The organism is Caballeronia sp. NK8 (assembly GCF_018408855.1).
Taxonomy (GTDB): Bacteria; Pseudomonadota; Gammaproteobacteria; order Burkholderiales; family Burkholderiaceae; genus Caballeronia.
This window is the reverse complement of sequence record NZ_AP024326.1, coordinates 481,515-500,396: the sequence shown is the minus strand read 5'-3', so window position 1 is coordinate 500,396 and position 18,882 is coordinate 481,515. Positions and strand designations below refer to the sequence as shown.

Annotated in this window: 13 protein-coding genes and 5 pseudogenes; 13 read left to right on the top strand and 5 right to left on the bottom strand. The window is 59.7% G+C overall.

Features of this window, described 5'->3' with window-relative positions:
• Positions 1 to 429 precede the first annotated feature (429 nt).
• Positions 430 to 1,611 (bottom strand): annotated as a pseudogene (locus NK8_RS35070) (porin).
• A 506-nt stretch (positions 1,612 to 2,117) separates the two neighbouring features.
• Between NK8_RS35070 and NK8_RS35065 the strand changes: the two are divergent.
• On the top strand, positions 2,118 to 3,362 hold the full coding sequence (locus NK8_RS35065) for a hypothetical protein (protein WP_213233974.1): 1,245 nt from the start codon (positions 2,118 to 2,120) through the stop codon (positions 3,360 to 3,362).
• A 437-nt stretch (positions 3,363 to 3,799) separates the two neighbouring features.
• Here NK8_RS35065 and istB read toward each other — a convergent pair whose 3' ends face one another.
• Both istB and istA read right to left on the bottom strand, forming a co-directional pair.
• Positions 3,800 to 4,621, bottom strand: coding sequence for an IS21-like element helper ATPase IstB (istB, locus tag NK8_RS35060; RefSeq protein ID WP_035508514.1), 822 nt, complete (start codon positions 4,619 to 4,621; stop codon positions 3,800 to 3,802).
• Positions 4,618 to 6,116, bottom strand: a pseudogene (gene istA, locus NK8_RS35055) (IS21 family transposase). The gene istB and the pseudogene istA overlap by 4 nt, the downstream one beginning before the upstream one ends.
• A gap of 213 nt (positions 6,117 to 6,329) precedes the next feature.
• Here istA and NK8_RS35050 point away from each other — a divergent pair.
• On the top strand, positions 6,330 to 6,851 hold the full coding sequence (locus NK8_RS35050; RefSeq protein ID WP_225936618.1) for a potassium channel family protein: 522 nt from the start codon (positions 6,330 to 6,332) through the stop codon (positions 6,849 to 6,851).
• A gap of 534 nt (positions 6,852 to 7,385) precedes the next feature.
• Here NK8_RS35050 and NK8_RS35045 read toward each other — a convergent pair.
• Positions 7,386 to 8,487, bottom strand: a pseudogene (locus NK8_RS35045) (IS3 family transposase); the annotation flags it as partial.
• 488 nt (positions 8,488 to 8,975) lie between these two features.
• Here NK8_RS35045 and NK8_RS35040 point away from each other — a divergent pair.
• The 9 genes and pseudogenes from NK8_RS35040 to NK8_RS35000 all read left to right on the top strand — a co-directional run.
• A complete protein-coding gene (locus NK8_RS35040) occupies positions 8,976 to 9,245 on the top strand; it encodes a hypothetical protein (RefSeq protein WP_225936617.1) in 270 nt (89 codons plus the stop codon).
• Positions 9,246 to 9,492: 247 nt separating this feature from the next.
• A complete protein-coding gene (locus NK8_RS35035) occupies positions 9,493 to 9,867 on the top strand; it encodes a hypothetical protein (protein WP_213233973.1) in 375 nt (124 codons plus the stop codon).
• Between the two features lie 238 nt (positions 9,868 to 10,105).
• Positions 10,106 to 10,561, top strand: a complete 456-nt coding sequence (locus NK8_RS35030; RefSeq protein WP_213233972.1) for an antitoxin Xre/MbcA/ParS toxin-binding domain-containing protein — start codon at positions 10,106 to 10,108, stop codon at positions 10,559 to 10,561.
• On the top strand, positions 10,558 to 11,025 hold the full coding sequence (locus NK8_RS35025; protein ID WP_213233971.1) for an RES family NAD+ phosphorylase: 468 nt from the start codon (positions 10,558 to 10,560) through the stop codon (positions 11,023 to 11,025). The genes NK8_RS35030 and NK8_RS35025 overlap by 4 nt, the downstream gene beginning before the upstream one ends.
• A gap of 64 nt (positions 11,026 to 11,089) precedes the next feature.
• Positions 11,090 to 11,368, top strand: coding sequence for a hypothetical protein (locus NK8_RS35020; protein WP_213233970.1), 279 nt, complete (start codon positions 11,090 to 11,092; stop codon positions 11,366 to 11,368).
• A 235-nt stretch (positions 11,369 to 11,603) separates the two neighbouring features.
• Positions 11,604 to 11,822 (top strand): hypothetical protein, encoded by a 219-nt coding sequence (locus NK8_RS35015; protein WP_062268030.1) that lies wholly within the window; start codon positions 11,604 to 11,606, stop codon positions 11,820 to 11,822.
• Between the two features lie 11 nt (positions 11,823 to 11,833).
• The gene (locus NK8_RS35010) at positions 11,834 to 12,124 is read left to right on the top strand and encodes a DUF2471 family protein (RefSeq protein ID WP_213233969.1); all 291 of its coding nucleotides are present in this window, start codon (positions 11,834 to 11,836) and stop codon (positions 12,122 to 12,124) included.
• A 263-nt stretch (positions 12,125 to 12,387) separates the two neighbouring features.
• A pseudogene (locus tag NK8_RS35005) lies at positions 12,388 to 13,532 on the top strand (IS3 family transposase); the annotation flags it as partial.
• Positions 13,533 to 14,046: 514 nt separating this feature from the next.
• Positions 14,047 to 14,685: pseudogene (locus NK8_RS35000) on the top strand (transposase); the annotation flags it as partial.
• A gap of 572 nt (positions 14,686 to 15,257) precedes the next feature.
• On the opposite strand, the gene NK8_RS34995 reads toward NK8_RS35000, so the two are convergent.
• Positions 15,258 to 16,667 (bottom strand): amidase, encoded by a 1,410-nt coding sequence (locus tag NK8_RS34995; RefSeq protein ID WP_213233968.1) that lies wholly within the window; start codon positions 16,665 to 16,667, stop codon positions 15,258 to 15,260.
• A 123-nt stretch (positions 16,668 to 16,790) separates the two neighbouring features.
• Here NK8_RS34995 and NK8_RS34990 point away from each other — a divergent pair, with 123 nt between their 5' ends.
• Both NK8_RS34990 and NK8_RS34985 read left to right on the top strand, forming a co-directional pair.
• Entirely contained in the window at positions 16,791 to 17,372 is a 582-nt protein-coding gene (locus tag NK8_RS34990) for a TetR/AcrR family transcriptional regulator (protein ID WP_213233967.1), read from the top strand.
• Positions 17,373 to 17,954: 582 nt separating this feature from the next.
• Positions 17,955 to 18,839, top strand: a complete 885-nt coding sequence (locus NK8_RS34985; protein WP_213233966.1) for a LysR substrate-binding domain-containing protein — start codon at positions 17,955 to 17,957, stop codon at positions 18,837 to 18,839.
• The last annotated feature ends 43 nt before the right edge of the window (positions 18,840 to 18,882 follow it).

Sequence of the window (18,882 nt, the reverse complement as noted above, 5' to 3'; positions counted from 1 at the left end):
GGCCGCCTTTCAGTTGCGCTATGCCGCCCGATCGTCGGCGCCGCTCACTCCGTCAGGCGCTACACCATGGAATATTGACGCGAGCAGACGCTTAGGCCGCATGTAGATGAAATGCAGCGGAGTGCAAAGAGACTTCATGCCAGGCGAACCACGCGCGCCGAGCGGCAGCAAGGTCGGAGTGGTTTGACGACGCGCAACCGGTGTTAGTCGGCCGGCGAAATCAAGGCGGTGCTAAGCGATCACCAGTGGCGGAGACCGGCATGAGCCCATAACGACGCCCGACAGCTTGCCAATTCACTTTCGAGCGCCGCCGCGTGGCTTAAAACTTAAGACAGGGCGAAAAGAAAGGAATGGAGTGATCTCAGTTTGCGCAGCGGATGAATTCATCGAGACGATGGCCTTCCAGTCGAATCTGTCGTTTTCTGGGTATTAGAAGCGATGCCTCATGCCAACAGTCGCTTCGAGTTGATTGGTCGTCGAAGATGGTGCGGTGACGCCGTTAATCCATGCCACGCCCAGTGGCGAATTGCCGCTGGGGCTTACCTTTTGCCACACGCCCTGAATGTAGACATCGGTGCGCCGCGAGAAGCGGTAATCGGCCATCGCACCCACCTGATTCCAATGGGGAATTCCGCCAGCGCCTCCGTTTCCGCCGGCGCGCGTATAAGTGTATGCCCCCGACAATTCGACCGCGGGCGTCAGCGCGTAGCGAATGTTGCCCTCGAAGTTCTGGAAAGTTCCACTCAGCGAATCCTGAAAGAATTGGGAGAGCTTGGTGTGCGAGTATACGAAGCCGGCCACAGCTGGGCCAAAGGTGTAGTTCACACCGGCGCCGAAGGTCTTCTGAGTGCTGGCCAGCACGCCTAAAGGCACACCGGTCGGCGCGAGCGCACCCTGCAGGGACGCGCCGGTTGTATCGGTGACTGCACCGTTCGTATTCAACTATCCCGGCGTGCGCGCAGAACTGCTGAGTCCGAGGTAACCGGCACCGAAACTCCACGCCCCCGAGACATATGACATGCCAAAGCTATATGCCCGATTGTTCGTGAATACACCCGCCTGATTGGAAAAGCCGTACAGTGCGCCGAACTTGAAGCCAGCGAAATTCGGGCTCAGGTACTTCACCGAGTTGTTGATCTGAAACGAGTCATTCAGGTTGTCATTGTCTAACGGGTGCGCGAAGTGCGTGCCGCCGAATTCCGTACCCGTCAGTGAAAGCGGCGCGACAAAATCGACCATGCTGTCGGTTTGGCGGCCTAGCGTGAGCGCGCCGTAATCGCGGGTTGACAAGCCGACATACGCTTGGCGATTAAAGATGCGGTCGCTCGACGAGAACTGGCCGTTGTTGAGATTGAAGCCGCTCTCCAAGGCGAAGATGGCTTTCACTCCTGCGCCGAGGTCCTCAACTCCGCGCAAACCCCAGCGACTGTACTGGACCGCGCCGCTCGTCATCTCCCAATTGTTGTGGCCGCCGCCCGTCCCACTGATCTGGCTGTTGGTGTAGGTCAGGCCCGCGTCGATGAGCCCATACAGCGTGACACTGCTCTGCGCGTGCGCCAGTCCAGCAGCAGTCACAATCGCCGTCACACTGATTTTAAGTATCTTTTTCATTTGCCTGCTCCAGCTAAGACCGAGAGATACGATTCTCTTGGAACGCTTTCTACACAGACCTTGATGTGTTACAGGCGCGCAGCCGTGCGAGTCATCAATACGAACAGGGGCGAGGTGCTCCACCCACTTTAGGCGACTGCCGTCGGATCCGCCAACTTCAAATAGGCCTTTCGAAGAGCGGCGTCGACGAACCGTGTCTTAAGCAACCCGTACGCAGCGGACGCTGGGGATCCCGCGCCGGCAGCGATGAAGCGATTCCTGTTCCTTTTGTGCTCCCAACCTGAATGTGCCTATTTGGCAAGTAGACGACCTAGATTAAGTCTTTACGAATTCTTGCCGTCCTACAATGAGATTCAGGAGGAGGAGTGTGCGGCCGCTGTCGCGCGCGAATTGTTTGCGGCTGCACAGTTTTCTGGAAAGGACGGGTGGGCCGAGGCGACTAACTATCGACTGGCACCACTGCGCCATCTTGCCGGCCGAATCAAGGGGATGGAGGCGCCGAAGCCATGAATCGCTATTTTGGCTTGAGATCAGAAAGAACAGACCATACCGCCCCAACCGCAGAGGAGATTCTGCGTGATACGCAGAATTTCTCACTGGTTCTGGGCGGCCCGCTGTTCCAATTGCTGCGCAAGGCGCACATGGCCGACGATGCACTCGAGTTGGTCCGCCAGCGGGTTCTCATTATCTCGCTTGTGGCCTGGCTGCCATTGCTGGCGCTTTCTGCGCTCGACGGAGATCTCCTGGGTCATTCCGTGGCCGTACCGTTCTTGCTGGATTTTGAAGTTCACATCCGATTTCTTGTGGCCGTGCCCCTGCTGATCCTCGCCGAACTAGTTGTCCACCGGCGCCTGCGTCCGATCGCGCGGGCATTCCTCGACCGGAAGATCATTCCGGAAGCGTCCGTTGCACGGTTCGATGAGGCCATCAGGTCGGCATTCCGGCTCCGTAATTCGATAGCCGCTGAGCTACTGATGATCGCATTTGTGTACGGCGTCGGTATCTTCGTTGTCTGGCGTCAATACACTGCGCTGCAAACGACGACATCATGGTACGGGGTCCCCGGCCCTGACGGCTTGTCGCTTTCGCTCGCTGGTTTCTGGTACGCCTATGTGAGCGTACCGATCTTTCAGTTCCTCTTGATCCGTTGGTACTTCCGGCTGTGCATCTGGACGCGGTTTCTGTGGCACGTATCGCGGATCGGCCTGAGTCTCGTTCCGACGCACCCTGATCGCGTCGGCGGCTTGGGGTTTCTTGCCAATACGGTCTACGCGTTTATGACCCTCCTGGTCGCGCACGGCGCAATGCTTGCTGCGCAATTCGCCAATCGAATTTTCTTCGCCGGGGCGGCACTCACGGAATTCAAGGTCGAGATCGGAGCGATGGTCCTCTTCCTGTTATGCCTCGTCTTCGCTCCGTTACTGGTCTTCGCGCCGCAACTGGCCCAAGCGAAGCGGACGGGTCTGAGTGAGTACGGCTCGTTGGCCGAACGGTACGTGCGCGAATTCGACACCAAGTGGTTGAGGGGAAGCTCGCCTACGGGCGAGGCCTTGGTGGGTAGTGCCGACATCCAGTCGCTTGCGGATCTTGCTAATAGTTTCGACGTGGTGCGGACGATGCGTATTGCTCCCATCACCAAGGATGCCATCATCCGCCTCGCGGTCGCGATCCTTATCCCGATCGTGCCGCTCGCATTGACAATGATGTCCCTGGAAGAGCTGCTGAAGCGACTGTTCGGACTGGACTTCTAGAGGTTCGCTGACTCTTCCCAAACATCATGAGTAACTGTGGCCGACCGGTACTTGGCGGGAGCGCTCGGAGTGAGCTACGCTCGACTCTGATATCTGTCGTTGCACCGCCGCTGGCTCGACCGTCGGCATAGCGTCGGCCCTTCGCTGCCTGGAAAAGCGCGGAGGGACGTGCTTTCCGCTTCATAATGCTGTACTACGCCGACGGTAGCTGGCGGCGACATACGCGATGGGGCGAGCAGTCGTCATGGCCATACGGACTACACGCGAAGCGCTTTCGCGCATCTTCTACCAGCGCTGTTTCTGGCTATTTGTCGTGCTGCTCACGCTGATCGGGGCGGTGTCGTTTGTGCCGGCGAGTGACAGCTGTAGATTGTCAATTACGATGGCCGCCCGGGCGACAACTATCTTGGCCGGTCGACGGGGTTAGTTGTCGCTGCTCAGCTCGGCATAGTTGTCGCTCCTTCCGATTCGGGGTGGGGTAATTGACGCCGCCGCGCGCGCTTGTTGTCATCGGCACTGCGACGCCGGTAGCTCTCCACGTTCAGCTCGAAGATCGTCGAGTGATGCACCAGTCGGTCGATGGCGGCGACCGTCATTGAGGGATCGGGGAAGACATCATTCCAGCCGGAGAACGCGGCGTTGGCCGTGATGAGAAGGCTTCGACGCTCGTATCTTTCCGCAATCAATTCGAACAGCACGCTCGTTTCGGCCTGGTCCTTTCTGACGTACGACAGGTCATCGAGGATGATCAGATCGAAGTGATCGAGCTTGGCGAGCATCGATGGCAACTGCAGGCTTTGGCGTGCCGCCTGCAGCTTCTGCACGATTTCGCCGGTGCGTGTGAACAGCACCCGGTACCCGGCGTCGATCAGCGCATGACCAATGCCGGAGCCTAAATGGCTCTTCCCGGCACCCGGTGGCCCAAACAGCAGGATCGTGGCGCCTTTCTCGAGCCACGAGTCGCCGCTCGCGAGCGCCATTACATGTGCCTTGGACACCATTGGTACCAAGCCGAAGTCGAAGGCCTCGAGCGTCTTGCTTGGGTCCAAATGCGATTCGACGCGATGCCGCTCGATGCGCCGTTTCGCGCGCTCGGCCAGTTCGTGCTCGAGCAGCGCGCCGAGCAGGCGCGTCGATGGCCAGCCTTCCTTGTCGGAGCGCTGTGTGAACTCGGACCATAGCCGCGCGATCGTCGGCAAGCGCAACTCGGTGAGCATCAGCCCCATACGGGCGGCATCGTAAATTGCGGGCGCGTTCATACCGATGCCTCCTCGCCAAGCAGCGTGTCATAGAGAGCGGCCGTCGGCATGTCCACAGCCACGTCTGGGCATTGCGCCTGCCGCGGCGCAAATTCATTCTGTAGTTGCTCGAGATCGGGCAGCTCGCCAGCGGCGAGCAACGCCTCGAGCCGCTCAGCAAGAACGGCCTCGACTCCGTGATTCGCGGCCAGTTCCAGTAAGCCGACCATGGTCTTGCAGGCTTCGCGCTGCGTGAGCCGAGCCTCAAGCCGCTCCCACGTCCGGCGGTACGCCTCGCGCGGAAACAAGTCGTCGCGAAACGCTAGCCCCTTGAACGCCTGGGGCTTGCGCTTGAGCGCCTCAATGAAGTGCCGGTAGTCGAGCTTGCGACGGCGGCTATTGGCCGCATGCGAGCCCCGTGCTGTGCTGTGCACGAGCGCGCCGGACAGATAGCAGTCGAGGTGATCGGCATAGACGCGCACCTTCAGACGGTGACCAATCAGGCGCGACGGCGCGCTGTAGAGAATGCCCCGCACGGTGAAGGTGCCACAGCGTGTCACGCGTGCTTCCTCTTCGATGAAGTCGGTCGTGCGATGTGCGGGCAAATCCTGCAAATGTTCGCGCTCAGCGTTAAACGCCGCTGCGTTACGGCGGTTACGGCGCATGACGACGTCGCGAACAAACGCGTCATAGGCAGCCCGATCGTCGAAGTCGCGATGGCCACGCAGCATCAGCGCTTGGTCGATCGCCTCCTTCAGATGGCGGTGCGAGGATTCCACACTACCGTTCTCATGGGCCACGCCGACGTTATTGCGCGTGCCGGCCATGCCGTAATGCACCAGCAGTGCGTCATAGCGAGCCGTGAAGTCCTCTTCAGTCTGCAAATTCTTGAACGCTGCCGATAGGCTGTCGGTGCGATGCTCATGCGGGCAGCCGCCGGCTTGCCACAGCGCGTTCTGTAATCCGGTGGAGAGGGCCTCGAAGCTCTCGCCACCTTCGACGACATAGGCATATTCCCAGTGCGAGAACGCGAGCACGAAGTGATAGAGCCGGTGATCGAGGGGCGCACCGGCGACCGTCACGCGCAGATCCCGCATGTCGGTAAAGTCCGAGAGCCCCTGCCGCCGGGCAAGTGCTGCTGCGGGAAGAAGATCTCCTTGCCAGGGCCCTCGAGTGCGCGCCATTGGCTGACGCGCCGCTCGAGCGTACGCCGCATGCTGTCAGGGAAGAGGCCCGGATGCGCCTCCTGCAGCTTGCACAGCAACGTGATGGCCTTGAGCCGGGGCGCGTGGCGCAGCAATGGCACGACCTCGCTCTCCCAAACTTCCGAGAACGGATCGTGACGTGTACGCCACGCGCGTGATGGCTTCTGCGACGGCAGACGGCCCTCATGCTCGATGCGCCGGGCCGTGCGAACGCTCATGCCCGCCATCGCCGCGGCGACTTCCTGAGTGTGATGTTTGCGCTTACTCATATAGAGTCGGACCTGCTGGTCCGTCACGTAGGTTCCAGGCATGGCTGTTCGCTTCTTGTTCGACGCGATCAGCCATCGTAAAACCCCGTTACTCCGGCGCCGCCGGTAGTTCGTCGTCTCCGGCGGCTACGCCGCCTTCGACTCCTCACCACCGGCCAAGGTAACTGTCAAAGGACCGGCCAAGATAATTGTCGTTCTCTAGACAGCGGCCGCCTCGTCCTGAACGTCATAAATATCTTTCTCGTGATAGCGACCGTGGCAGCTGTCGGTCGGACAACCCTGTCGTTCGTAATCGCTTTGTTACTTGCCATTCCGGCTGTCTGGTTCCAGTACCTCGGCTTGTGGCGCGACGACGATAGCAGCCTTGCTGTATCCTGGATGTTCAGCGCTGTACTCTATTTCATCACTGTTGCGTACCTCCTTCGCTACGTTTTCCAGCCGAAAATCATGACGCCGGACAAGCTGTTTGGCGCCGCGGCGGCGTATCTATTGATCGGTGTCCTTTGGGCGTACGTCTACACCAGTATCGGATTCTTCTATCCGCAGTCGTACATGATCGTCGGGCAGCCTGGCCGGCTTGTTTATGCCGACGGGCTTTATTTCAGCATAACCGTCCTCACGAGTACAGGCTTCGGCGACATCACGCCACTGACTCGCCCGGCACGTGGCATGTGCATGGTCGAACAGATCACCGGCAGCTTGTTTGTCGCGATCCTGATCGCCCGTCTGGCCGGCGTATATCCTCCCCGTGAGAGTTATACCGACGACGCATCCTAGACTGGGTGGTGTGCCCACTGACGTTGAGATTGCCGCACCCGCTTGCCTACAGATTCTCTGGCTAACCCCGGGGATAACTCGACATGAGTTCTCGTGCTGACCTGTATTCCTTCCACCGGTGCCGGTAAATAACCGATCCGATAGGGATAAACATCAGACCCAGGCCGGGCACACTCAACTGTTTCGCCGCTCACTCGGCCGGAGAAACGTTGTGCATGCTTCGGTTCACAACAGATAGCTCTAGGCCTGGAGCGCGGTCCTCGCGTCGCGGCTGCAGCGAGCGTCGCCGATGACCTGCATGAGCGCCTCGAACGAGAACGGCTTCTGCAGACAGACATCGAAGAGCTGAGCAGTGAGATTGACCCGCTCCAACGGACAGATTTGCAGTTAAAGATTTGTCGTGGTCCGGCCTCCGTTAAGCGTTGAGTCGCGGGTTGTCCACGGACGGGCAGCGGGTCGCTTCTCACGACCACGACGCTGCCCGTCGGTGGGCAACCCGCAGGGTGATACGGTTTTTCTCTTGGCGCTCAGGTTTTCGAATTCGAGCGGCGAACAATAGCCGATGCTGCTATGCCGGCGGCGTACGTTGTACCAGCCTTCCAAGAAGGAGAAGATGCGCCTGCGGGCTTGTTCATGGGTCGCGAAGTGTTCGCGCGACAGGAGTTCTGCCTCGAGTGTCCCAAAGAAGGATTCGCACATCGCATTGTCGTACGCGTCGCCGGCTGTACCCATCGAGGGCTGCACGCCGGCTTCGCGGCAGTGTCGCCAAAAGGCAATGGATGTGTATTGGGCCCCCTGGTCGGAATGTAAAATCACGCCCTCATGACGTCGCTGCTGGAGGGCCATGTCGAGCGCGCGCAACATCAGTTCGGTGTACAAGTGGCTCGACATCGCCCAGCCGACGATGCGCCGGCTGAAGACATCAAGCACCACAGCCAGATAGAGAAAGCCTTCTGTCGTCGGAATGTAGGTGGCATCTGCGACCCACAGTATGTTGGGCCCTTCAGCATTGAAGTGCCGGCGCACGAGGTCCGGCGCACGCCGTGCCCCCGCACGCTGGCGCGTTGTACGCGGCCAGCGCCGTCGACTTGCTCCCCGTAGGTCCGCGATGCGCATCAGGCGCGCGACTCGTTTGCGTCCCACGTGCACTCCCTCGCGCGCAAGTTGCGCATGGATGCGCGGCACTCCGTACGTACCTCGCGAACTCGCATGCAGCGTACGAATGCGCGTCAGTAGCTGAGCATCGCTACGTGACCGCCTTGATGGCTCCCTCACCAGCCACGCGTAGTAACCGCTGGTCGAGACTCCCAGCAGCCGCGCCATCGTGGCAAGGGCCAACGGGCCTGGTTTGCTCTCACGAATCCGTATCCTTCGAGGACACGGCTCCTGTCTCGCGGGCGAACCAGGCCGCGGCGTGAGAGAGAATGTCGCGCTCCGTCTTTAATTGCCGATTCTCGCGGCGCAAACGGGTGAGCTCTTGGCGCTCAGCCGTGGTCAACCCCTCCTGACGCACGCCGGCGTCAATATCCGCCTGCGCCACCCAGTTGATTATCGTCTGCACACTAGGCTCGAACTCTCGCGCAAGCTCCTCGGGTGTTCGCCCCGCCTTTACAAAACACAATCTTTTCAAAATCAAGCCTCGTTAAATTCGTGGGCGCCTGCGCGGCGTTCTGATTGTTTCGTCACCGATCCGGTCGTAAGCGCAGGATCGTTGACCACCAGTGATGTCCGAAAAGGCGCTTGTCAAGGCGGAGTCCCGCCCACTGCATGGTCGCGCTGCGGACTATTGCGAATTCGGTATGCCAGCCCGGACCAGCATGAGCATGGTGAACAGAACGCCGGTTCCTGAGCGGGCGAAAGCTACGATTTTTCGAGCGCCTTTCGCCCGTAACTGACGATGGCCGGCGATGTATCGTTCGCAAGGGTGAGCGCGGTCGCTGAACGGGGCGGAACCGCTAAGGCCCGGCGTCAAGCGACCGATAGAAGGGTTGGCAGGCGTTGGCATGTCATGTCGCGGTTCAGGCCGCGAGTGAAAGCAAAAAATAGCCGGAAAGCCTGAACGAAAATAACAACGTGAGCCGCTGCCAAGTAGACGCCGCTGACTGACGCACAAACAATACGAACATGAGCGCCCAAACCCAATCCGCGTCAATCGAAGCGATGGCCAAGAAGATCGAGCGTCTTGAGAAAGAGCTTGCGACGTGGCAGTCTACGTCGCACCTCCCTTCACAGTTGGGAGACTTTGCGCGCATTTTGCGCAGTCATGGCATTGCCACCGTTTTTCATGCCGGAAAGATCGATCCCATAGACGGTGGGACCGCGGCCGAAAGCCTGCGGGCGGCAGTGGAACAGTTTGGCCGCCGCGAATGCCTTACCCCGGAGTGCAGAGACTGATCGCGGAGATTTCCGGATCCCTGTTCGACGCTACCGACGGCTTCGACGCAGTTAAGAAAGCCAAGGTGGTTTGAAAGTACAGCGACAAGTTCGGAGACGATCGACCAGTTTCGCGTGGGTAAAATTGGACGCGTCTACCTTTCGCGCCGAGGTCAGCGCATCCGACTCTATGGCTTTCTCGCATCGACGATCGACGTATCTCCGACTTGGCGCAGTGGAAGCCTATGCGCGCCGGAAGCGTCGCGTCATGAAAATCGCGGACAGTCCGGTCCTGTTCGCCGTGCAGGCGGCTGACCCGATGATCATCCCCGAGTCGCTGTTCGCGCTGAAAGAGGGCGACTGCCTTTCTCCGAACGACCTCGAGCCCGTTGTCCCCGGTCTCGCCGACACGCCAAGCTCGTTCGGACCGGCGACGGCGGCGAACCCCCTGCACACGCTCACGGCCCTTACCGACGGCATCCTCGTCGTTCTCGAGCTGGCGCAGGAGGCGCAAAGGGATTCCGCGCGAGCGGAGGCGAAGCTACGCGGAACCCTAGCGCGGTTCATCGTGACGATGCTCTGGCCGCCGGGATCCGAGGTGGACGAAGCGCAGCATGCCTTGGCAAGCCGACCGTTCGGATAGGAGGCGAGCTTCGACGCCGCGAAGAACTTCTTCTCGTTGAGCCGTTCACGCAGCAACGCAAGAGGATGCCGCTTCAACGTGAGGCCCGTCGAGCGATGTCGCTAACGATCTCCTGCGCCTCATTGCTTCGGCGAGACGACGGCCGGTCACGTATCGCTTGCCCATTTGAGAGGAACCTTGACACCGAATGGGAAAATTGCCATAATGGGCATATGGTTATACCCATTTGGAGCCTGTGATGCCTTCGGTTCGATCTTCGCCCAACAAGGCCAAGCCAAGCGGCGCGAGCGATTCGCGACTGGCCGCGTTTATCCAACTCGACCCATTAGCGCAAAGCCGCGAGATCCGGCTGGGCCTGGAGCCGAACATCATCGGTCTTGTCGCTTCTGAGGTCTTGAACACCAGCATCCAATCGTTGCTTACAAGCCTGCGCATTCCGTCGAGCACTGTGACGCGGAAGTTGGCCGCCGGCGACCGCCTGAGCAGCGGAGAGTCTGATCGCGTGTCGAGAGTCATCCTGATCCACGCACACGCCGCTGACGTTTTCGAAAGCGGCGAGCTTGCTGCAAAATGGATGCAGACTCCCCACGCGGAATTGGGCGGCGAAAGTCCAGTCTCGATGTTAGACACGCAGGCCGGGTACGATGAAGTGCAGAGAATCCTCCAGCGGATTGAGTTCGGCGTCGGTGTATGAGGCTCTTCCGTTTGGCCAAGGATAAACCCGGAAAATATCGCGCTGACGATCTGAGCGGCAATGGTGCTGCAATAGCTGGCGGACGGTGGAATCCGGTCGGAATGCCTGCCCTGTACACGAGTCTGAATGCGGCAACCGCGGTCCTTGAGGTGCGTGTGCATGCGTCGGGCATTCCTCCGGCTGGAAACCTCTTTCTCGTGGAGCTAGAAATCCCCGATCACCTGGTCGACGAAGGCTATGAACCGGTTCTGCCTGCAGACTGGACTACGTTGCCAATACCTGCGTCGACCGTTGACGTCGGCCGCCAGTGGCTTATGGGAGGAACGTCGGTCGCGATGAAAGTGCCTTCTGTCGTGTGCCCGGCTGACTGGAACCTAATCCTTAACCCTCTTCACAGCGACTACCGCGAACTGAAAGTCATTCGTCAAGAGGCGTTTGAGCTCGATCCGCGACTGTTTTGCTGACGACTGGAAAACATGACTATGCGAACGACAACGATGTTGCTTCGCGCGCAAGTAGGAAAGCGCCATGGACAACCGCGACGCTTATGCCCGCCTCCTCGAGGAGCTAGGACAGCTCTTGGTTGACCATATCGAGCGGCATTACCCTGAGGCGTCACGGTTCGCTGCCATCAAAGCGTCGGGCGCGGCGGCTAAGGCGCTTGCCATGACCTACGGGCCGGCCATCAAGCCGCCAAAGAGTCACGAAGAGCAACTGGAGTGGGCGTATAGAATTTTGCAGGCGGGCTTCGCGGAAAACGTTGATGTGACGGCGAAGTGTCCGCCGAAGCGATGGGGAGTTGGCTGAGCGACTGACCACGGAAGACGAATCATGTCCAATTTGACTCCAGCGCTTGCTCTGCGGGCAGCAATTAACGTTTTGCGTGACTCTGCCGAGTCACGCAAGATGCCCAACGTTGAGCCGCTAACCGATGCCTCAGTGCAGGTCCATTTCGACGCGGCGGACTTGCTCGATGAGTCCTTGTCGGACCTTCGCGACCATGAGTAAAGAAAGCAACGCAGCCCATTAGGGAGATGACACGATGCCGACTATCGAACTCCGAATCAACGATCGTGAACTTGAAGCCGAGCTTACTGCTGGACTTAGGGTAATCATTCGTGAGCGCGATGTGGCCGAGGTTGCTTACTCGCTGAGTGAAGCATTTGCCGCGCTGCTTCCGCACGGTCCGGAGTATGTGCTCCGGTCAACCGTCGACGATGCAATCAGGGCACTGTTACGAAAGCACGCACTGCCCAACTAAAGGGAGAGAGAATGGATGCGCTGTATGCCGCGGATGCGGCTCTAAAAGACGCCGTGCCTGCGGCGGTGCAACGCCATCGGACGGCAGGTACGCTGACCTGGGCGTTGATTCATAGAATTGAGTCGGAGATTCTCAGTGAGGTTGCGTCCCAGGGCGAACATAGCGCCAGGATGCTGGGCATGTTGCGAGCGTCTCCAGCATTGGGCTATCCAAACGACGACCGACCGGTTTCGTTCGAAGGCTACGACGTGGTTCCCTCAGTCTTCGGCGCGATCTACGCCGAGTGGAAGCGCATCAAATGACAACGAGAAACACTCGGCGATACCTTATATGGCATGGACCTAACAAGCTCATTCACCCTTTGGGGAACGGATGAGTGTGGCCGGTGTACCGCAGCGTCGGCTGCACGGCGAGGGACCCAGCGACCGAGAGACCAGAGACATAAATGGACATTGCTTGGAACGACAACCAGCTAAGTATCTTCGGCTTTGCTGCTCTAGTCGGAATTTGCTGGAGTTGACCCGCTTTCGTGGACATCTATCCTTTTGTTCAGGAGGTGCCCATTATGGCGAAGCGCCGTACCCCGTACCCGGCGGAATTCCGGGCCCAGATAGTCGAACTGGTCAAGGCCGGTCGCACGCCGGAGGAACTGGCCAAGGAGTTTGAGCCGACGGCGCAAACCATCTACAACTGGGTCGCGCAGGCAGCTCGTGACGCCGGTACACGGCTCGATGGGCTCACCACTGCCGAGCGCGAAGAACTTACGCGACTGCGCCGCAAGGTGCGCCAGCTTGAGCTTGAGCGAGAGATCCTCTCAAAAGCCGCGGCCTGGTTCGCACGGGAGACCGGAACGGTGCCCGAGAAGGGTTCGAGTTCATGAAAGCGAATCGGGCCGCATGGCCCATTGCCATGATGGCACGGCTGCTCGGGGTCTCCGCCAGCGGCTTTTACGCGTGGCTTGAGCGCGCGCCATCGAAGCGAGCGTGCGGCGACGCCGATCTGCTCGCGCGCATCCGGGCGATCCACGCAGGCTCGCGTGGTGCCTACGGCATGCCTCGCATTCATTTCGAACTTGCCGAGCAAGGCGTGCATGTTGGACGCAAACGCGTTGCCCGCCTGATGCGTCTGGCGGGCCTGTGTGGCGTAAGCCGGCGACGCTGGATCTCTACTACACGGCGGCAGCCCAACGCACGGCCCGCGCCGGACCTGGTGCAACGACACTTCAGCGCCGACGAGCCCAATCGACTGTGGGTGGCGGATGCGACCTACGTGCCGACCGCCGAAGGGTTCCTGTATCTCGCGGTGGTGCTCGACGTGTTCAGCCGCCGGATCGTAGGTTGGGCGATGTCGGATCACCTGTACACGGAGCTGATGCTCAGGGCGCTCGATATGGCTCTCGCGCAACGACGTCCCGCTGGCGTGATTCACCATAGCGATCAAGGCTGCCAATACACGTCCATTGCCTTCGGCCGCCGCTGCCGTGAAGCTGGCGTGCGTCTGTCGATGGGGACGGTGGCGGATTGCTTCGACAACGCCATGTGCGAAGCCTTCTTCGCGACACTCGAATGTGAACTGCTCGCCCGCACACACTTCCAAACCCGCGAACAGGCGCGGCAAGCGCTGTTCTCGTGGATAGAAGGTTGGTACAACGTCAGCCGTCGCCATAGCAGCATCGGTTACCGCTCGCCGATGCGCTACGAGCAACTTCACGAGGAACAAAACCGAATCGGTATCACTGGCGAGTTGTCCACCGCCAGCCGGCGTCGTGGTCGTAATAGGCGACCCGCCGACCGGCCGTGGACAACTCGCGGCACTGCCCAAACCGGAGGGAATCAATCCATTCAAAATTCAACTGCCTAACCATCACGGAAGCGGGTCACCCCCATGCTCCGGGGCCCTAGGCCTCGTCGGGCTTTTGGTGGGACAGGCGATAAATCTGTGGGCCGCTGAGTTGCACTACGCCACGGTCGACGTTTCAGGGGCCGGTGGCATTGGTGGAGCGATAGGCTTAGGCCTCGCGGTAGCGATCTTCGTATACGCGCTCAGGGCGGACGCGAAGCGTGACGTTTGACCCAAAGGACGCTGCGCTAATGCGGATTGATAAGAGTAGTTTTACGAAGCAGCAATGGGAGGCGATCGCGCTTTATGTGGACGCTCGAAAGCGTCGACGGCGATTTTTGCTCCAGGCTGGCGCGGCAGCCGTCTTTGGATGCGGCAGCGCAGTGCAAACTGGGGGCCGGCACATCGAAGGTGGATCAGCACCTTTGCGTTCCCAAACCACTGGCAACAACTTGCCTTTGACGAGTGCCGCCGTACGATCGAAGATAGGCTCGGGCAATGCGACCGCCTTGAGGCGGCGCTACGCGAGGCTGTGGTCAACTGGCGCTTCTATCCGGCCGTACTGGGACTGCAGGCAATGCGGGGGATCCAGTTCACCACGGCCGTAGGCATGCTCGCCGAACTCGGCGACCTGTCGCGATTCGAGCATCCTCGCCAGCTGATGGCTTGGCTCGGGGTGACGCCCTCCGAACACTCTTCAGGAGATCGCCGTCGTCAAGGCAGCATTACAAAAAACGGAAACAGCTATGCAAGAAAGCTGCTCGTAGAGGCTGCTTGGAGTTACAGATACCCCGCTCGGGTGAGCCCGGACATCCAACGCCGCCATGAAGGAATCCCGAGACCGATCATTGACCGCGCATGGGATGCTCAACTGCGACTGTGTCGGCGATATCGCAAGTTCGCAGCGCGCGGCAAGAATGTAAACATCGGCGTGGTTGCCGTGGCGCGAGAGCTCGCGGGGTTCATTTGGGACATCAGCAGACTGGCGATGTCCCTCGCCATACCGATGGATGCTAGACCTTGACACCACGATACCTTATCGAGAACACGGAGAGTTTCCTGAAGGCGGCGTAGCCCGGCACCCGAGTAACCCGCGATTGGACTATGCAACACATCTCATGCGACTTGCGACTTTAGGTAGCGGCAGGCTCAAAGGGCGGACCACAGTAATGCGGTAACCAACCCGCGGATATCAGTGTGACCAACCGTCGAGACGTACTGCTACGTCGCCCTCAGGAAATTCAGATGAACCCAAAACCGAGAACCGATCGCGATTGACAGGGAAAGTCATATCAGTCCACCGGCCACAAGCCGCCACTCATATGCGGCGTCGCTCGGACGTTCAAGCGTCGGCTCCTCCCCGTAACCGTCCATCCAATCGTAAAAAACGATCGGTCGGTCATCGGGCTGAGCGGCCATTCGCCTTGCACAAAGTAACGTCTGTTTCGACCGAGGAAGCGGAGGCGGCCGGTCCCCGCTCCTTGAGTCCGCTCCATGCGAATAGCGTGCGACAGGTTCATCCGCATGAAGGCAGGCATTCCCTCCTTTTGTAGCCGGCGGCCCGTGGGGCCAGATGGCTTGCGAATGACTTCAAAATCAAAGCGTGGGACGAAGACCGCGTACCGGGCTCACCGCTTCGAGCAGCGAGGCGACGTGGAGAATGGTGGATTCGGCCTGCCACGCGCCAACGACCTGCACGTTGATTGGCATCCCTTCCTTACTCGTACCGAACCGCATCGCCAAGCCCGGCAGGCCAGTTACGTTAAGCGGCACCGTCGCACCTTGTAGGTAGGTAGCATCCACCGTCTGACCGTCGATGACGAAGCTCTCGACGCCATGTTTGTGAGCCGGGATCGGCAGCACGTGCGTGATCAGCGCGTCGTATCGGGTGAAAAATTCGGCATAGCCGTCGCGGAGTCGCTCGGCTGCCTGCTCAGCCTCGATAAAGTCCTTCATCGACGTATCAGGTAGTGAGAGCATCGTCTTGGCCATCTTGTAAAGTTCATCCTCGCTGCGGCCTGCCGTGGCGGCTGCAAAGGCGGGCTTCATTTCCATGACATGGAGCTTGTTGAACACGTCGAGCGCAAAATCGCGTTCCAGTGCCGGGATACGGACCTGTTCTACGAAGACGCCTTGATCCTTCAGTGCATCGGCCGCTGCCTTCACTGTCGCCGCTACCTCTGGATCGACGGGCCCGAAGCCAGGACCGACCATCCAACTCACACGTAGCGGACGAGCCGGGGTGCGGCCAAGCCCCGCATCGAATTGGACCGTACTGGTCGCAAATGCATCCTTGCCGTCTGGTCCGCTCAATAGCGAAAACGCAAGCGCGATATCTCGCACCGAGCGGGCCATCGGGCCGACGTGCCAGAAGCGACGCGGTGCGCGCGGCCAAATACCTGTCATCGGCACACGGCCATGCGTAGCTTTCATAGAAGTGATGCCGGTCTGTGCTGCCGGACCCCGCACAGAAATAGCGAGGTCTGTCCCTAGACCAATCGGCGACATCCCCGCAGCAATAGCCGCCGATTCGCCACCGCTCGATCCGCCTGGCGTGCGGGTCAAATCCCACGGGTTGTTCGACCGCCCGGAGAGCAGATTGTCACTCTCGATCCAGTAGGAAAACTCGGGAAGATTTGTCTTTGCGAGCAGAATACCGCCCGCTTGCTTCATGCGCGCCACACTGGTTGCATCGGCATCAGGGCGGCGATCCTTGAAAATGGGCGATCCGCGCTGGGTCAACACGCCGGCTGTGTCGATGGAATCTTTAACGGTGAAGGGAACGCCATGCAGCGGACCCAGCTGTTCACCGGCCAGAACCGCGGCCTCGGCCGCCTTCGCGATCTTCAGCGCATCGTGCGCCACCGTCACTATCGCGTTCACTTTCGGGTTAACCGCCGCGATGCGGTCAAGGTGTGCCTGTACGACTTCGACAGGCGAAACTTGCTTGGTACGGATGAGTTCAGCCAGCGCGGTTGCATCCTGGAAGAATATGTCGGTTTTCATAGAGAAGCTCCGTAGTGGCTGGGATTAGTGATACAGTCGCAAAAAGACATCTAACTAACAGTTGTTAGGTAGACTTTAGGCGCTATACTTCTCCGCGTCAACACTTTTTTCGGCGCAGGATTTATGAAGACCCAGACGAGTTCGAGCACGAGTTCTAGCGACAAGATTCTTGTTGCTGCGACCAAAATTGCGCAGGCCCACGGCTTTGGCGGATTGAATATGCGCGTGCTTGCCGACGATCTGGGTATCAAGGCTGCAAGCCTTTACTACCATTTCCCCAGTAAGGCGGACCTTGCCGCGGCAGTCGCCAGACGTTACTGGGAAGATTCGGCGGCTACGCTGGAGGCCCTTTTGGTCGAGACACCGGCTCCTGCGGAGTGCCTGCGCAGATACCCGGATACGTTTCGTAAATCGTTGGAGAGCGAGAACCGCATTTGTCTTTGCAGCTTTATGACGGCCGAGTACGACGACCTCCCCGAGGGGGTGAAGGTCGAAGTGCGAGCATTTACCGAGGTGAACGTCGCGTGGCTTAAAAAAGTTATTGTGGCGGGAGCAATGGTTGGCGCTCAAGACGTCGAACATCGCGCACAGGCGATTTTCGCTGCGATCGCAGGCGCGCAATTAATGGCACGAGGCCGTTCCGATATCAAGCTCTTCGATACCTTGATAGACAGTTATCGTGCGGCTGGACTGATACCGGCGTAGAGAGACATGCGGAATTCCGTATCTGCTTGGCGCGTCGTAACGAATGCAATCTGGGGTCTGCTTTTTCCGTTAAAACCGCCTGTGGCATCGGAATCAGACGATGACCGTTTCGGCCTAACTTCCGTCCTCCAACGCGACTAAACGAACGTCCGTTGTACCTTGGAAGCAGCCCCTATACGTCCCGTGAGGTCGACGGGCCGCAGTGGGTCGCGTTATGCCCGTCGAAGTACCCTAGGAGCGTCCGAACGTTCGAGCAATGAGGGCCCGGACCCGGCCACAACCGGTCACTGATTAGAATCAGCAAGTTGCCATTAAAACGGCTTATCGACGTTGAAAGCGGCCGTTAGGCGAGCCGAGCACGATGCCTGCGGCCGTCTGTCTTCGGCTGCTAATAGGTCATCACGACCTTGACCTGATCTTCGATTGGGCGAGACGTCGGGCGATATGGACGCGGCCAAGAATACCCTCATATTCTCGTCCTCCCTCATGCGTGCTTCGCTAGCCAGGGAGTGGCCCACATGCCGAATAATATCGTTGGGCATCTGGAGCCACAATCCTAGCGTGCTCCTACGTGGAAAGGTCATGGTACATCGCGCAGTGCTTCCCCCGTTGAATCCTACCCGGGCCTTCGAGGCGACCGGACGCCTGCTTAGCATTTCCAAGGCCGCCGACGAGTTGGCCGTGACCCCCGCTGCCGTCAGCCGGCAGGTGCGCACGCTAGAAGCGTATCTGGGCGTCGATCTTTTTGAGCGCGTGAAAGGACGGCTCGAGTTGACATCGGCGGGCGCGCGCTATCTGGCAGAACTGATGCCGCTGTTCGCATCGCTGCGCGAAGTAACTGACAGCCTGCGCTCGTCCGAGCGGCGCGCGCGCGTGCTCAAGATTCGCTCGCCCGCGACCTTCGCGGTTCGCTGGCTGATTCCGCGTCTCGCGAGCTTTCATCGGTTACACGAAAACATCGACGTGCAACTGACGACATCCCCGGCGCCGCTCAATTTCGCGCGTGAGGATATCGACGCCGGCATCCAGCTCGGCGACGGCAAGTGGCCCGGCCTGCGCGTGCAACGTCTGATCGCGAACGAACTGGTGCCTGTCGCCGCGCCGTCGAGACAGGTCAAGGCCCGCTCGCAGTTGCAGGGCGAAACGCTTCTGCACACACTCGCGCGCCCGGAAGACTGGACGTTGTGGCTGAAGGCAGCGGGCCTTCCATTGAGCGGGCGACGCCGCGAGATGCGCTACGAAACGTCGCTGCTCGCGTATCAGGCGGCGATCGAAGGGCACGGCGTTGCGATCGCGCAGAAGGCGCTGGTGCGCAGCGAACTGGCAAGCGGTCTGCTCGTTGCACCGTTTTCGTTCGAGCTCGACCGCGGCAATCACACCTACTACTTCGCGTGGCCGACGGCGCGTCCGCAATCCGATGCACTGAAGATTTTCCGCCGATGGCTGCTCTCGTTGCTCAACGAATAGCGCTCACGAGCCGCCGACCCTTTAACAAAAAGTCAACGGCTCG

What these genes read in the sequence shown, in the direction of transcription:
- NK8_RS35065 (WP_213233974.1), top strand. Translation starts at nt 2,118, where the DNA reads ATGAATCGCTATTTTGGCTTGAGATCAGAAAGAACAGACCATACCGCC.
- istB (WP_035508514.1), bottom strand. Translation starts at nt 4,621, where the DNA reads ATGAACGCGCCCGCAATTTACGATGCCGCCCGTATGGGGCTGATGCTC.
- NK8_RS35040 (WP_225936617.1), top strand. Translation starts at nt 8,976, where the DNA reads ATGAGCGCCCAAACCCAATCCGCGTCAATCGAAGCGATGGCCAAGAAG.
- NK8_RS35035 (WP_213233973.1), top strand. Translation starts at nt 9,493, where the DNA reads ATGAAAATCGCGGACAGTCCGGTCCTGTTCGCCGTGCAGGCGGCTGAC.
- NK8_RS35030 (WP_213233972.1), top strand. Translation starts at nt 10,106, where the DNA reads ATGCCTTCGGTTCGATCTTCGCCCAACAAGGCCAAGCCAAGCGGCGCG.
- NK8_RS35025 (WP_213233971.1), top strand. Translation starts at nt 10,558, where the DNA reads ATGAGGCTCTTCCGTTTGGCCAAGGATAAACCCGGAAAATATCGCGCT.
- NK8_RS35020 (WP_213233970.1), top strand. Translation starts at nt 11,090, where the DNA reads ATGGACAACCGCGACGCTTATGCCCGCCTCCTCGAGGAGCTAGGACAG.
- NK8_RS35015 (WP_062268030.1), top strand. Translation starts at nt 11,604, where the DNA reads ATGCCGACTATCGAACTCCGAATCAACGATCGTGAACTTGAAGCCGAG.
- NK8_RS35010 (WP_213233969.1), top strand. Translation starts at nt 11,834, where the DNA reads ATGGATGCGCTGTATGCCGCGGATGCGGCTCTAAAAGACGCCGTGCCT.
- NK8_RS34995 (WP_213233968.1), bottom strand. Translation starts at nt 16,667, where the DNA reads ATGAAAACCGACATATTCTTCCAGGATGCAACCGCGCTGGCTGAACTC.
- NK8_RS34990 (WP_213233967.1), top strand. Translation starts at nt 16,791, where the DNA reads ATGAAGACCCAGACGAGTTCGAGCACGAGTTCTAGCGACAAGATTCTT.
- NK8_RS34985 (WP_213233966.1), top strand. Translation starts at nt 17,955, where the DNA reads ATGGTACATCGCGCAGTGCTTCCCCCGTTGAATCCTACCCGGGCCTTC.